General features: G+C 62.3%; 12 protein-coding genes and 2 tRNA genes. 5 read left to right on the top strand and 9 right to left on the bottom strand.

Features of this window, described 5'->3' with window-relative positions:
* Positions 1-152 precede the first annotated feature (152 nt).
* Complete coding sequence (locus tag AC07OO_RS19920) at positions 153-2,099, top strand: ABC-F family ATP-binding cassette domain-containing protein (RefSeq protein ID WP_495083887.1); 1,947 nt, start codon at positions 153-155, stop codon at positions 2,097-2,099.
* A gap of 7 nt (positions 2,100-2,106) precedes the next feature.
* Positions 2,107-2,238 carry a hypothetical protein gene (locus tag AC07OO_RS19915; protein ID WP_495083886.1) on the top strand — a complete coding sequence of 44 codons (132 nt, stop codon included), beginning with the start codon at positions 2,107-2,109 and terminating at the stop codon, positions 2,236-2,238.
* Positions 2,239-2,321: 83 nt separating this feature from the next.
* Here the strand turns inward: AC07OO_RS19915 and AC07OO_RS19910 are convergent.
* The 7 genes from AC07OO_RS19910 to AC07OO_RS19880 form a co-directional block, all read right to left on the bottom strand.
* A tRNA-Lys gene (locus tag AC07OO_RS19910) sits at positions 2,322-2,397 on the bottom strand.
* 12 nt (positions 2,398-2,409) lie between these two features.
* A tRNA-Lys gene (locus AC07OO_RS19905) sits at positions 2,410-2,485 on the bottom strand.
* Positions 2,486-2,543: 58 nt separating this feature from the next.
* Positions 2,544-3,368 (bottom strand): tRNA threonylcarbamoyladenosine dehydratase, encoded by an 825-nt coding sequence (locus AC07OO_RS19900; protein ID WP_495083885.1) that lies wholly within the window; start codon positions 3,366-3,368, stop codon positions 2,544-2,546.
* 7 nt (positions 3,369-3,375) lie between these two features.
* Complete coding sequence (ybgF, locus tag AC07OO_RS19895; protein ID WP_495083884.1) at positions 3,376-4,167, bottom strand: tol-pal system protein YbgF; 792 nt, start codon at positions 4,165-4,167, stop codon at positions 3,376-3,378.
* A complete protein-coding gene (pal, locus tag AC07OO_RS19890; RefSeq protein ID WP_495083883.1) occupies positions 4,164-4,682 on the bottom strand; it encodes a peptidoglycan-associated lipoprotein Pal in 519 nt (172 codons plus the stop codon). The genes ybgF and pal overlap by 4 nt, the downstream gene beginning before the upstream one ends.
* A gap of 42 nt (positions 4,683-4,724) precedes the next feature.
* Positions 4,725-5,990 (bottom strand): Tol-Pal system beta propeller repeat protein TolB, encoded by a 1,266-nt coding sequence (tolB, locus tag AC07OO_RS19885; protein ID WP_495083882.1) that lies wholly within the window; start codon positions 5,988-5,990, stop codon positions 4,725-4,727.
* A 7-nt stretch (positions 5,991-5,997) separates the two neighbouring features.
* Positions 5,998-6,852 carry a glycosyltransferase family 2 protein gene (locus AC07OO_RS19880; RefSeq protein WP_495083881.1) on the bottom strand — a complete coding sequence of 285 codons (855 nt, stop codon included), beginning with the start codon at positions 6,850-6,852 and terminating at the stop codon, positions 5,998-6,000.
* A gap of 69 nt (positions 6,853-6,921) precedes the next feature.
* On the opposite strand from AC07OO_RS19880, the gene AC07OO_RS19875 reads away from it, so the two are divergent.
* Genes AC07OO_RS19875 through msbA form a run of 3 tightly spaced genes read left to right on the top strand, consistent with a single transcriptional unit; the run spans position 6,922 to position 10,767 of the window.
* The gene (locus AC07OO_RS19875; protein ID WP_495083880.1) at positions 6,922-7,710 is read left to right on the top strand and encodes a glycosyltransferase family 2 protein; all 789 of its coding nucleotides are present in this window, start codon (positions 6,922-6,924) and stop codon (positions 7,708-7,710) included.
* Entirely contained in the window at positions 7,703-8,977 is a 1,275-nt protein-coding gene (locus AC07OO_RS19870) for an O-antigen ligase family protein (RefSeq protein ID WP_495083879.1), read from the top strand. The genes AC07OO_RS19875 and AC07OO_RS19870 overlap by 8 nt, the downstream gene beginning before the upstream one ends.
* Positions 8,974-10,767, top strand: a complete 1,794-nt coding sequence (gene msbA / locus AC07OO_RS19865) for a lipid A export permease/ATP-binding protein MsbA (RefSeq protein ID WP_495083878.1) — start codon at positions 8,974-8,976, stop codon at positions 10,765-10,767. The genes AC07OO_RS19870 and msbA overlap by 4 nt, the downstream gene beginning before the upstream one ends.
* Positions 10,768-10,861: 94 nt before the next feature.
* On the opposite strand, the gene AC07OO_RS19860 is transcribed toward msbA, so the two are convergent.
* Positions 10,862-12,067, bottom strand: coding sequence for a glycosyltransferase family 4 protein (locus tag AC07OO_RS19860; protein ID WP_495083877.1), 1,206 nt, complete (start codon positions 12,065-12,067; stop codon positions 10,862-10,864).
* A complete protein-coding gene (locus AC07OO_RS19855) occupies positions 12,064-12,810 on the bottom strand; it encodes a polysaccharide deacetylase family protein (protein WP_495083876.1) in 747 nt (248 codons plus the stop codon). Before AC07OO_RS19855 ends, AC07OO_RS19860 begins: the two co-directional genes overlap by 4 nt.
* Positions 12,811-12,839: the final 29 nt, after the last annotated feature.

The following is a 12,839-nucleotide window of genomic DNA, read 5'->3' as shown; positions in this document are numbered from 1 at the left end:
GCCGCGCGGCGGGAGGATGGGGTACTGCGAAGCGCAGGTAAAGGAGGAGGCCGGAACGGCCGGGGGACACGGAGCTTCGCAGTACCCCATCCTCCCGCTCACCACGCTGCACCTGCCGAAGTGAACCGAATAAATAGTTACGACCACAAAGAATGATCACCTTAAAGAATGTCACCTTACGCCGCGGCGTCAAGGTATTGCTGGACAGTACGTCCGTCACCCTGAACCCTGGCGAAAAGGTCGGCCTGGTGGGCCGCAACGGCGCGGGCAAATCCTCGCTGTTCGCGTTGCTGAATGGCAGCCTGCATGAAGACGCTGGCGAGTACTACATCCCTACCCAATGGCGCATGGGCCAGGTGGCCCAGGACATGCCCGAGACCGACCAATCCGCCACCGACTTCGTGGTCGAAGGCGACACCGTACTGCTGGCCGCCCGCGAGGAAGTGACCGCTGCTGAGGCCACCGAAGACTACAACCGCATGGCCCACGCCTACACCGGATTGCACGACGCCGGCGAGTACGACGCTGCTGCCCGCGCACAGGCGCTGATCCTGGGCCTGGGCTTCAAGACCACCGAGCTGGACAACCCCGTCAACAGCTTCTCGGGCGGCTGGCGCATGCGCCTGCAACTGGCCCGTGCGCTGATGTGCCCGAGCGATCTGCTGCTGCTGGACGAGCCCACCAACCACTTGGATTTGGACGCCCTGGTCTGGCTGGAGGCCTGGCTCAAGAAGTACGAAGGCACCATGGTCGTCATCAGCCACGACCGCGAATTTTTGGACGCTGTGACCAATGTCACGCTGCACATCGACGCCGGCAAACTGGTGCGCTACGGTGGCAACTACAGCAAGTTCGAGGACATGCGCGCCGAGCAGATGGAGCTGCAGCAAAACGCGTATGCCAAGCAGCAGGACAAGATCGCCCACCTGCAAAAGTTCATTGCCCGCTTCAAGGCCAAGGCCAGCAAGGCCAAACAGGCGCAAAGCCGCGTCAAGGCGCTGGACCGCATGGAGAAGATTGCGCCGCTGCTGTCCGAGGCTGAGTTCACATTTGAGTTCAAGGAACCGGCCAACCTGCCCAACCCCATGTTGAGCATGAGTGGCATCAGCGTGGGCTACCCGGCGCCAGAAGACGCGCCCGAGGGCACACCGCCCACAACCATCGTGCGCAACATCAACAAGTCGGTGCTGGCCGGCCAGCGCATCGGTATCCTGGGTGCTAACGGCCAGGGCAAATCCACACTGGTCAAGACCATCGCGCGCGATCTCGCCATCCTCGACGGCGAAATCACCGAAGGCAAAGGCCTGAATATCGGTTACTTCGCCCAGCAGGAGCTGGACGTGCTGCGCCCCGCCGACAACCCGTTGGAACACATGATCCGACTGGTGCGCGACATGACGGCCGCCGGCAAAATTGCAGGCCAGCAGACGCGTGAGCAGGATCTGCGCAGCTTCCTGGGCACGTTCAACTTCAGCGGCGACATGGTCAAGCAAGCCGTGGGCAGCATGAGCGGTGGCGAGAAGGCCCGCCTGGTGCTGTGCATGCTGGTATGGCAGCGCCCCAACCTGCTGCTGATGGACGAGCCCACCAATCACCTGGATCTGGCAACCCGCGAAGCGCTGTCCATGGCGCTGAACGAGTTCGAAGGCACGGTCATGCTGGTCAGCCATGACCGTGCGTTGTTGCGCTCGGTGTGTGATGAGTTCTGGATGGTGTCGCGCGGTGGCGTCGAGCCCTTCGACGGCGATCTGGACGACTACCAGCGTTACCTGCTGGACGAAGCCAAACGCCAACGCGAAGAGGCCAAAGAAGCAGCCAAGGCGCCCGTGGTGGCGAAGGCTGCTACCCCCACCACGCCTGCTGCCGCCGGCAGCAAGTCCAAAGGCAGCACCTCGCCCAAACTCAAAAAAGAATTGCAGGACGTGGAGGCACGCATGGCCGTGCTCAACGGCGAAGGTGCCGCACTGGAGAGCCGCCTGTCCACCAACCCGCATCCACAAGAGATTGCCGAGATTGGCCGCAGCCTCAAGCTGGTCAATGACGAGTTGGCGGTGCTGGAAGACAAGTGGCTGGAGTTGTCCAGCAGCATCGAAGGTTAGCAAGCCGGTGCTGGATAGTCATGCGCTAACGCTAGAGCTTGCGTGGGAGCAGGCTCTGGCGCTGGCCTATCGTTGCTCCGGCTACATGCTGCTGAACTGGGGCGACGACGTCGCGTTGCTGGCGCTGATGTTCTGCTGATCGCCCCCCTCAATGACAAGCGCCCAAGAAAAAACCCCGCTACCTATTCGATAGCGGGGTTTTCAATGCCCACAAGGGCCAATTGGTGGGATCTGAGAGATTCGAACTCTCGACCTACGGATTAAGAGTCCGCTGCTCTACCAGCTGAGCTAAGATCCCTGGTTAATCTTTTGGTGGGACCAGCGGGGGTCGAACCCACGACAAACGGATTAAAAGTCCGCTGCTCTACCAACTGAGCTATGGTCCCGACAGTTAGTAGCAAGTTACCTTACAACCCCCCGCGAAGCTTTCAATTATAGCCTTTTTTAGTTGCCTGTTTTACAGGTTTCAGAAATTTTATCCAAAACCCATCCGGCAGCACACATACCAAAGGTGGCGGTCACGGACACGGCCGAGCCATAGCCATGGCAGTTCAGTGAATTGTCCCCCTGCTCTATCTGGCAGGATGCATCCGCAGGCTTGACAGCTTCGCGGCTGAAGACACAGACAACGCCGATGCGTTTGCCTTCCTTCGGCGCGTTGTGTGTCTTGCGCAGGCGGTAGCGCATTTGCGCCAGCAAGGGGTCGTGCGTGGTTTCGCTGAGGTCGGCTATATCGACCTTGTGCGCGTGGCGCTTGCCTCCGGCAGCACCGACCGAGATGAACAAGGCCTTGTTGCGCCGTGCCCAATCAGCCATCGCGGTCTTGGCCTTGATTTGGTCGCAAGCGTCCACCACGGCATCCGTGTCAGCGGGCAAGATGCCAGGCCAGTTGTCGGGTTCGACAAAGGCATCCACACAGGTCACTTGGCAGGCGGGGTTGATCAGTGCGATGCGCTCTTGCATGGCCGTGATCTTGGCCATGCCCAGCGTGGTGCTGAGCGCATGCACTTGCCGGTTGACATTGGATTCCGCCACATGGTCCAGGTCGATCAGCGTCAACCGCCCCACGCCGCTGCGGGCCAGGGCTTCCGCGACCCAGGAGCCTACGCCGCCGATGCCGACTACGGCTACGTGGGCTGCGCGAATGGTGCGTGCAGGGTCCACGCCATAGAGGCGCTCCAGGCCGGAAAAGCGCCGCGCTCCATCGGCCTCATCGTCTTCAACACCGGCCTGCAGGTTAGAGGCCGTGATGCCGGACTGCTCGCTCACGGCTTGGCTAGCGCAAACGTGCCAGACGGTCCTTGGCGGCTTGGGCGGCTTCGGAACCTGGGTAGTTGGCGATCAACTCGTCCAGCGTCTTGCGCGCACCCTTGTTGTCTTTCAACTCCAGTTGGCAATTGGCAATGGCCAACTGCGCTTCTGGCACACGCATGTGATCCGAGCCCATCGCCACCAGGGCGCGGAAGCTGGCCAGCGCGTCCTTGTAGTCGCGTGTGGCGTACTGGGCATTGCCCAACCAGAACAAGGCCGAGGGCCGGAAACCCGTTTTGGGGTAGCGGTTCAAGAAATCGACCAGGGCGACCTGCGCAGCGGCGAACTCGCCCTTGCGGAAGGTGGCCATGGCGGCGTCGTAGCTCAGCTTTTCATTGGGATCGGCCAAGAACTCACGCCCGTCCACGGTGATGCGGGAAGGCTCGAATTTGCGCAGGCGCTCGTCCACGTTCTGCACGGCATCTTTTTGCTGGCGCTGCAGTTCGGCCACATCACGGGCCATCTGCTCTTCCGAACCACGCAGCTTGGCCATTTCGGAACGGGTCACATCCAACTGGTTTTGCAGATCGATGAGATTGCGCTGCAATTGGGCCGACTCTTCCGATGCACGCCGTGTTTCCTCGGTCAGCTTTTGCTCCAAGACCTGCACCTTTTGGCGCAGGTCCAGGATGGCCTTGCGTGCCTCGTCGTCATCAAATAGACCTGCAGAGGCATTGCCCATGCAAGCCAGCATCACCGCAACAGCGGCCGCCACGCGGCCCATCTGCCCGACAGAAGACAAGGCGCCGGATTTCATCGGTAGGAGATTTCAGCGCGGCGGTTCTTGGCAAAGGCGTCTTCGGTAGAACCCATGGCAGCGGGCTTCTCTTTGCCGAAGCTCACGGCTTCCAACTGGCTCTCCGACACGCCCAGCAGGCCCATGGCACGCTTGACGGCTTCAGCACGCTTCTGACCCAGGGCCAGGTTGTACTCACGGCCACCGCGCTCATCGGTATGGCCTTCGATGGCAATCTTCTTGCTCTTGTCGGCCTTGACCAGCTTGGCGTTGGTTTCAATCAGCGCCTGGAACTCAGGGCGAATGACGTAACTGTCGTAGTCAAAATAGACGATGCGGTTGGCCGCATCGGGCACCTTGCTCTTGCCCAGATCCACGGGGGTCACGGCGCGTTCGCCGACGTTGCCGGTACCTGGCCCGCCAGGTTGGGTCATATTGCTGCCGGATTTGTCTTCAACCGGTGCCTTGTCCAGCTTTGTCGAACTGCAAGCGCTCAAGAGAACGGCCAGGGAGGCCACCAATACCAAATGTTTCATCCAATAACTCCTTTTAAATTTCCGTTGTGTGTGTATTAGGTATTACTTTTGCATGGGGCCCCAATCGGGCTCCCGGATATCGCCATTTTGCCCTGCCAAGCGGGCCTTGATCTTTCCATCGACGGTGGTCGTCATCAGCGCTTCGCGCCCCAACTGGTGGGTCGCGTAGATGATGAGTTTGCTATTGGGCGAAAAACTAGGATTTTCATCGGCTGTGGTGTCGGTGATGGCATTGACGGTTCCGCTTGCCAACTCCATCACATGCAGCTTGAACACGCCACTGACTCTGGAAATATATGCCAGCCATTTTCCGTCAGGGCTCACTGATGGCGAAATATTGTAAGTGCCAGTAAATGTGACCCGCTCCGCGTTACCACCCGATGCGGGCATGCGGTAGATCTGGGGCGCGCCACCGCGGTCACTGACAAAGTAGATGAACTTGCCATCGGAGGTGAACGTGGGTTCGGTGTCGATGGAGCTGTTCTGGGCCAGGCGGCGGGGTTCACCGCCATTGGCGTCCATCAAATAGAGCTGGGAGCCGCCGTCGCGGGTCAAGGTGGCGGCCAGGGTCTTGCCATCGGGCGACCAAGCAGGGGCGCTGTTGGAGCCCTTGAAATTGGCAACCAGGCGACGCTTGCCGGTGGCCACGTCGTGCACAAAGATCACCGGCTTGCGCGACTCGAACGACACATAGGCCAGTTGTTGCCCATTGGGCGCCCAGGATGGCGAGATGATGGGTTCTGCGCTATTGAGCGCGCTTTGTGCGCCCTCGCCGTCGGCATCGGCCACCCACAGGTTGTAGGTCTGGCCCACCTTGGTCACATAGGCAATGCGGGTGGAGAACACACCTTTGTCGCCAGTCAGCTTTTCGTACACGAAGTCGGCCACGCGGTGGGCTACCAGGCGCAGATCACCTGCGACCACAGCATAACTCTGGCCACCCAGGTCCTGGCCCCGCACCACGTCCCACAGGCGCATACGCACATCGAAGCGGCCGTCGGCCAAGCGCGTGATGCTGCCGGTGACCAGGGCATCCGCCCCTTTTTGGCGCCACGTGGACACTTCGGGGCGCGAGCCCTCGTCCATTGCAGCACCGCTGCTGTCTACGGCACGGAACTGCCCGCTGCGCTCCAGGTCGGCCTGCACGATGCTGCCTATCCTCTGGGGGGCGACGTCATCGCCACGGAAGCTTGCAATGGCGATGGGGACTTGGGTCAGCCCCACGCCGGTGACCTCAACGCGGAACTGCGCGAATGCAGAACCACAAGCCAGACTGGCTATCAAAATTAACAGGTGACGCTTCAACATCTTTGCATTATCCCAGTGTTGTGATGAGCACATCATCATTGATACGTTCTTGCGCGTAACCCAATGTAGGTTGGGTTACGGTCGTCTGGGCTCGCGCCTGGACGACCGCCGCGTTATGCGACTCCTGGTTGCGGGCGGCTTCCTGGTGCCACAAATGGAAAACCTCGGTTGCACAAAACCCGTTCTTGCGCGCGACACCGCTGTTATGCAGCCGCAACACAAAGTCCGCATCCTCGTGCCCCCATCCAACGAAAGATTCATCAAATCCGTTTACCCGCTCGAAGTCTGTGCGCCAGCACCCCATATTGCAACTGCGAATGCCCTTCCATGAAAATGCGCGCTGGTTGCGCCAAGGCATGTCGGGCAGGCGCAACAAGCCGGTGAGTTTACTGGCGTCGCCATTGCGCCTATGGCGTAGCCAGTACCAGGCGGAGCGCCCACTGATTTGCTCGGCGCCACTGAGTACCTGGTCCGTGAAGGTGGGTGACAGCAACACGCGGCTGCCGTTGACAAAGAAGCCCAGCCGGGCCAGCGCCCGATGGCGGGCGATGAAGTCCACCTCGGGCACGCAATCGCCGTCCAGGAAGATGATGTAGTCGCCACGCGAAGCGGCCACGCCCCTGTTGCGCACGCGCGAGGCGGTGAACCCCACGTCCGGGTGCCACACGTGGGTAGCGTGCAAAGCCCTTGCGGCGGGCGCATGCAATACTTTGGTCTGGTGCTCGATACGCGAGCCATCATCGGCCACCAGCACTTCAAAATTGCGGTCCGTTTGCCGCACTAATCCGGCCAATACGGCCAGCAAGGCATCGCTGCGGTTGTAGGTCGTGATGACCACGGAAACAAGTTGGGAGGCATTCATTTTGAACTAGACTACGCGGCTGGCAACCGTCTGCTGCGCGCCAAAGTGGCCGAATACTACCACCCCCCGATGTCCAAAATTTCCGTCTACATCATCGCTTTCAACGAAGCGGCGAAAGTTGCCGCCACCATTGAAAGCGTTCAGTGGGCCGATGAGATCATCCTGGTGGACTCCTGGAGCACCGATGGCACACCCGAGATCGCCACGCGCATGGGCGCCAAGGTTGTGCAGGTGGAGTTCAAAGGCTTTGGCGATCTGCGCAACCACGCGATTGCAGCCTGCACCCACGAATGGATTTTCAGCCTGGATGCCGATGAACGCTGCACACCACAGGTGGAGCAGGAGATCCGCGCTGTGACCAACAACCCCGACGCGCTGGATGTGTACTGGATGCCGCGGCGCAACTACTTCATGGGCCGGTGGATACGCCACTCCGGCTGGTACCCCAACTACCGCCAGCCGCAGCTGTTTCGCAATGGCCGCATGGCCTATGACCTCAAGCCCGTACACGAGGGCTATGTGCTCAAGTCCGACAAGCCCATTGGCCATTTGCAGAACGCCATCTGGCAATTCCCGTTCAAGAACATGGCCGAGGTCATGCACAAGTCCAACCGCTACTCCACGCTGGGTGCGGAGAAGATCATGCACAAGAAGATCAGCATGGGCAGTGCGCTGGGCCATGGCATCTGGTCCTTCGTCAAACACTATGTCTTCAAGCGCGGCTTTCTGGATGGCTGGGCCGGCTTCGTGATCGCCCTGGGCAACTTCGAGGGCACCTTTTACCGCTACGTCAAGGCCCTCGAAGCGCAAAAGGGCGCCGAGTGGCAGGCACCCAAGGCCCCTCCCCGCGATGCCTGAGAACCGTATGGCGCCGACAAAGGGTGTGTGGAACGCCCGGCTCGCTCTGGTGTGTTTGTCGGCTGTGTCCGTCAGCTTGCCGATGGCCTGGATCAGCCTGGCCAAACTCTTGGTATTGGTTGCCGGCCTGGGCTATCTGGGCGCGGACTTTGCGCGCGGACGGCGCGATGCGGCGCTGGCTGCACTGTGGACACCACGCGTGCTGGTGCTGGTCGTCCTCGCATTCGCCGCCAGCCTGCTGTGGACCGGCGCGGACATGCCCTTTGCGTTGAATGCCATGCTCAAGCACATCAAGCTGGTGGAGATTGCCCTCTTGGTGGTGCTGGTGCGCAGCCTGGCCGAGGCCCGCATAGCCCTTGGCGCCTACGCCATAGGCCAGGGCTTCTTGCTACTGAGTTCGTGGCTGCTGTTTGTCGGCGTGCCTGTTCCCTGGCAGGCGGGTTCGGCCGTCAAATACGAAGTGTTCTCCACCTACCTAGACCAGTCTCTGATGTTTGCCACTACGGCCGGCGTGTTCTGGTACCTGCGTGGCGAGCGGCTTTGGCCCCGCTGGGCCGGCATGGGCCTGGCAGCATTTGCCCTGGTCAACACCTTGTTGCTGCTGGAGGGCCGCAGCGGCTACCTGGTGGCGCTGACCACCATTGCACTGGCCGTCATGTGGACACTGCCCAGCCGCCTGCGCCTGGCCGCCCTGGTCATTACGCCCGTGGTGCTGTTGCTAGGCTTGTCCGTGGGCTCGGCCAAGGTCCATGAGCGCGTCACCAAGATTTTCCAAGAGAGCCAAAACTTTGCCCAGACCCAGCAGGTGGCTGAAGGCGATTCGTCCGGCTGGCGCCTCAATGCCTGGCTGCGCTCCGTGCAAGCCCTGCAAGAGAAACCGGTGCAGGGCCATGGTGTAGGCAACTGGGCCTTGGTAGTCAAGCGCATACAGGGCAACAATGCCGATGCCATTTTTGGCATGGGCAACCACAGCAACCCACATGAAGAATACCTGCTGTGGGGCGTTGAGTTGGGCGTGGGCGGCACCCTGCTGTTGCTGGCGCTGTTTCTTGGCATGGTGCGTGATGCGCTGCGTTTCCCACCGGTGGCGCAGCAGGCTTTGATCGGCGTGGTGGCGGCCACCGCCGTGGCCTGTCTGTTCAACTCGGCCTTGTATGACGACCTGATGGGCGACTACTTCTGTGTCAGCCTGGGCTTGCTGATGGCCCTGGGTGTGCGCAGCAGCGGCGCTGCCTCCAATGCATCCCCTCCGGTGCCCGCAGCATGACGACCGATACAGCCGTTCCGGCTTCCACAACGTCCGCGGCGCCAAGCGCCGGCATGCTGGCGCGGATGCGCGCTCTGCAGCCCTACTTCGGCGCCTTCCCGGGCACATGGCTGGTCATCGTGCTGGCCACCATCGTGGGCGCGGCCACCGAACCCATGATCCCCGCCTTGTTCGACAAACTGCTGGACCTGGGTTTTGTCAAACGCAGCCTGCAGCCCTGGATCGTGCCGGTGGTGTTGCTGGCCCTGTTTGGCGTGCGCGGCCTGGCAGGCTATGTGGCACAACTGGGCCTGTCCCGCATCACCAACCATGGGCTGTTGCTGATGCGCCGTGAGATGTTTGCCAAGCTGCTGGTTGCACAGATGGGTCTGTTCAAGCGGCAGACCTCCAGCGCCCTGTCCAACGCCATCGTCTACGAGACGCAGAACGGCGCCTCCATGCTGGTCAACTCCATCCTCAGCCTGACCCGCAATGCCCTCACGCTGGTGGCGTTGACGGTTTACCTGCTGTACAAAAACTGGCAGCTCACGCTGATCGTCATCGCGGTTTTCCCCGCCGTGGCCTGGGTCATGCGCGTGCTCACCAAGCGCCTGCACAACCTGACCAAGGCCAACCAGGACGCCACCGACGGACTGGCCTATGTGGTCGAGGAAAACGTGCTGGCCCACCGTGACATCCGCCTCTACGCGGCCCAGGCCTCCCAGGCCGAGCGCTTTGAACACCTGGGCCTGTCCTTGCGCCGCCTGGCCATGAAATCCACCGTGGCCGGTGCCGCGATGACACCCATGACGCAGATGCTGGCGGCGATGGCGTTGTCGGCAGTCATCTCGGTGGCATTGGTGCAAAGCGCGTCCAGCGACACCTCGGTGGGCGGCTTTGTAGGCTTCGTCACGGCGATGCTGATGATCATTGCGCCGATTCGCCAACTGTCTGAAGTGTCCAGCCCGATCACACGCGGCCTTGCGGCGCTGGAGCGCGGCCTGGAGCTGATCCACGACGTACCCGCCGAAAGCCAGGGCAGCTTTGCCGAACCGCGTGCCCGTGGCGAGATCGTATTCCAGGATGTGCTGGTGCAATACGCTGCCGAGGCCGCACCGGTCATCCATGACCTGAGCCTGTCCATCCACGGCGGTGAGACCATTGCCATCGTCGGTGCTTCGGGCGCCGGCAAATCCACACTGGTCAACCTGCTGCCGCGCTTTGTGGACCTGCAGGGCGGCAGCATCTTGCTGGACGGTCAAGACCTGCGGGAATGGAACTTGAAAGCCCTGCGCGCACAGTTCGCCTTCGTCAGCCAACACGTCATCATGCTCAACGACAGCATTGCCGCCAATGTGGCGCTGGGCCTAGCGCTGGACCGCGACAAGGTGCTGGCCTGCCTGCAGGCGGCCAATCTGGGCAACCTGGTGGCCGAACTGCCGCAAGGCCTGGACACGCTGGTCGGCCACAACGCCATGCAACTCTCCGGCGGCCAGCGCCAGCGCCTGGCCATTGCCCGCGCGCTGTACAAGGATGCGCCCATCCTGATCCTGGACGAAGCCACATCTGCCCTGGACACCGAGTCCGAACGCGCCGTGCAAGATGCCCTGCAGACCCTGATGCGCAACCGCACCACGCTGGTCATCGCCCACCGCCTGTCCACCGTGATGCATGCCAGCCGCATCGTGACGATGGAAGCCGGGCGCATTGTGGAGACCGGCACGCACCAGGAGCTGATCCAACGCAACGGCCACTACGCCCGCCTCTACCAATTGGGCCTGGGCGGGTTTGAGGCGCCTCAAGCCGGCTGAAGCCGCTTTAAGCGGCTCTGAGACAAGCGGTATTTGGAAAATCTGGCGCTAGCCCTCGTCAAATGGGCTTATGCAGCTACCGAAACAGTAGCATTCAACGCGCGGAAGCCAGCCGCTGGTATATCGCCTCTTGCTGCAGCGCGATCTGCGGCCACAGGTGGCTGCGCGCAAACGCCAGCCCGCGCGCGCGCATCTGCTCGGCCAAGACCGCATCGTCCAGTACACGGCGCAGGCTCTGCGCCAGAGCGTCCGCGTCCCGCGGATCATTCAGCAGCAAGGCCTCTTGCCCATCGCGCAGTTCGGCGGCAATGCCGCAATAGGACGGGCCGCTGACCACCACCGGCAGGCCGTGCGACAAGGCCTCCAGCACCACCATGGCAAAGGTATCTTCCAGCGTGGGATGGGCCAGACAGTCCGCCGCTTGGTAGGCCACGTCCACGGCAGCCAACGCACCCAGAAAGAACACCCGGGCGGTTTGGCCGCTGGCTTGCAGCTCGGCCTGCACCAGGGCCTGTTGTGCGGCATTGCCCACCACGGCCAGGTACACGTCATCAGGCGTTTGGCGCAGGGCCTGCAGCAGCGTGGGCAAACCCTTTTTGCGGAAGTCATTGCCCACCAGCAGCACGCAGCGCCCGGCCTGCGGCAGGCCCAATTGAGCGCGGGCCAGTTCGCGCTGGTATGCGCTGGCCGGGCCGGGTACGGCGGCCACGCCGGGCGACACCACTTGGCAGGCGGCCACCGTGTGGGGGAAAGATTCGGCCATCACCGGCAATTGGCTACGCGATGCCAACGCGATGCAGCGGCCATCGGCCACCCGATAACGGCCCCACTCCAGGCCCAAGTAAGCCAGGAGCCGTGGGCTGGTGACAATCTTGAGCCAGCGCAGCGCACGGCGCCAGCCGGTGCGGCCGTGCAGCAGGCTGTAGCGCACCGGCACCACGTGCACGGTCTGCACCTGGCCGTGCCAGGTGTTCTCGTGGGCGTGCACCACGTCAAAGCCGCTGCGGGTCTGCCACCAGGTGGCCAGCGCAAACCACAGCTGGTTGATCCAGCGGGGTTTGTCAAAAGGCCAGGCAATGCGGTGGTAGCGCACACCCGGCCATTGGTGGTCGATCTGCTGGGCAAATACGTGGATGTCGTGCCGCACTGCCAGTTGCTCGACCAGTGCGATCGAATAGCGTTCGGCCCCGCCACCGGTTGGGCGGAAGATGCGGTTCAAGACGGCAATACGCAGGCGCTTGGCGCCAGGGGCTGGTGCGTGGTCTGTTGGGGCCAGCGCGTCCGCGGTAGGCTCTGTCATCCCCTGCGCCGGTCTTCGTACTGCGAGACCAGCTTCCACCACAGCAGCGGGCGCCCGGTGCGACGCAAGACCGGCACACGCGGCAACTCCAACAGGGCGTCGCCACCCCGGCAGCGACCCCGGCGGGTGGTGGTGGCACTCAGGTAGCCGGCTTCCTTGACCATGGCCACATGCTCAGGCCCGAACTCACCATAGGGGTAGCAGAAATGGGTAACAGCCGTGCCCGTGTAGTACTCCAGCTCCTGCTTGCACAACGCGATTTCGTTGTTGCAGGTTGCAGCATCCAGCGTGGGCAGGCGCACGTGGTTGCGGGTATGGGCGCCCACCTCTTGCCGGCCCGCCACCCATTGGCGCAGGTGCGGGGCCGACATCAGCTCCGACGGCGGCACGCCCATGGCCGCGTCCCACACATTGGTCTGCCCCAACAGGCCGCTGACCACATAGCAGGTGGACGAGAAGCCATACCACTGCAGCACGGGCAGCGCATGGGTCAGGTTGTTCAGGTAGCCGTCGTCAAAGGTGATGCCAAAGACCTTGCCCTCACGCTCACCGCGCAGGTAGGGCTGCAGGGCGGTCATGGACAGGCCGTGGTAGCCCATGCCATGCAAAAAGGCCATCTGGCGTTCGAAATCCGCCGGCGCCACATTGAGGCTGCGAAACGCCGCGCCCTTGGGCGGCGCCTCGGCCACCTGGTGGTAGGTCAGTATGGGGACGGGTACGCGGCTGGAAACTTTGGTGTGCACGGTGGTAGTGGGCGCAGTGGTGGTGGGCT

This window comes from Rhodoferax sp. GW821-FHT07G04 (assembly GCF_059418585.1).
Note: the sequence above shows the minus strand (reverse complement) of the source record. Positions and strands in the feature narration are given on the sequence as shown.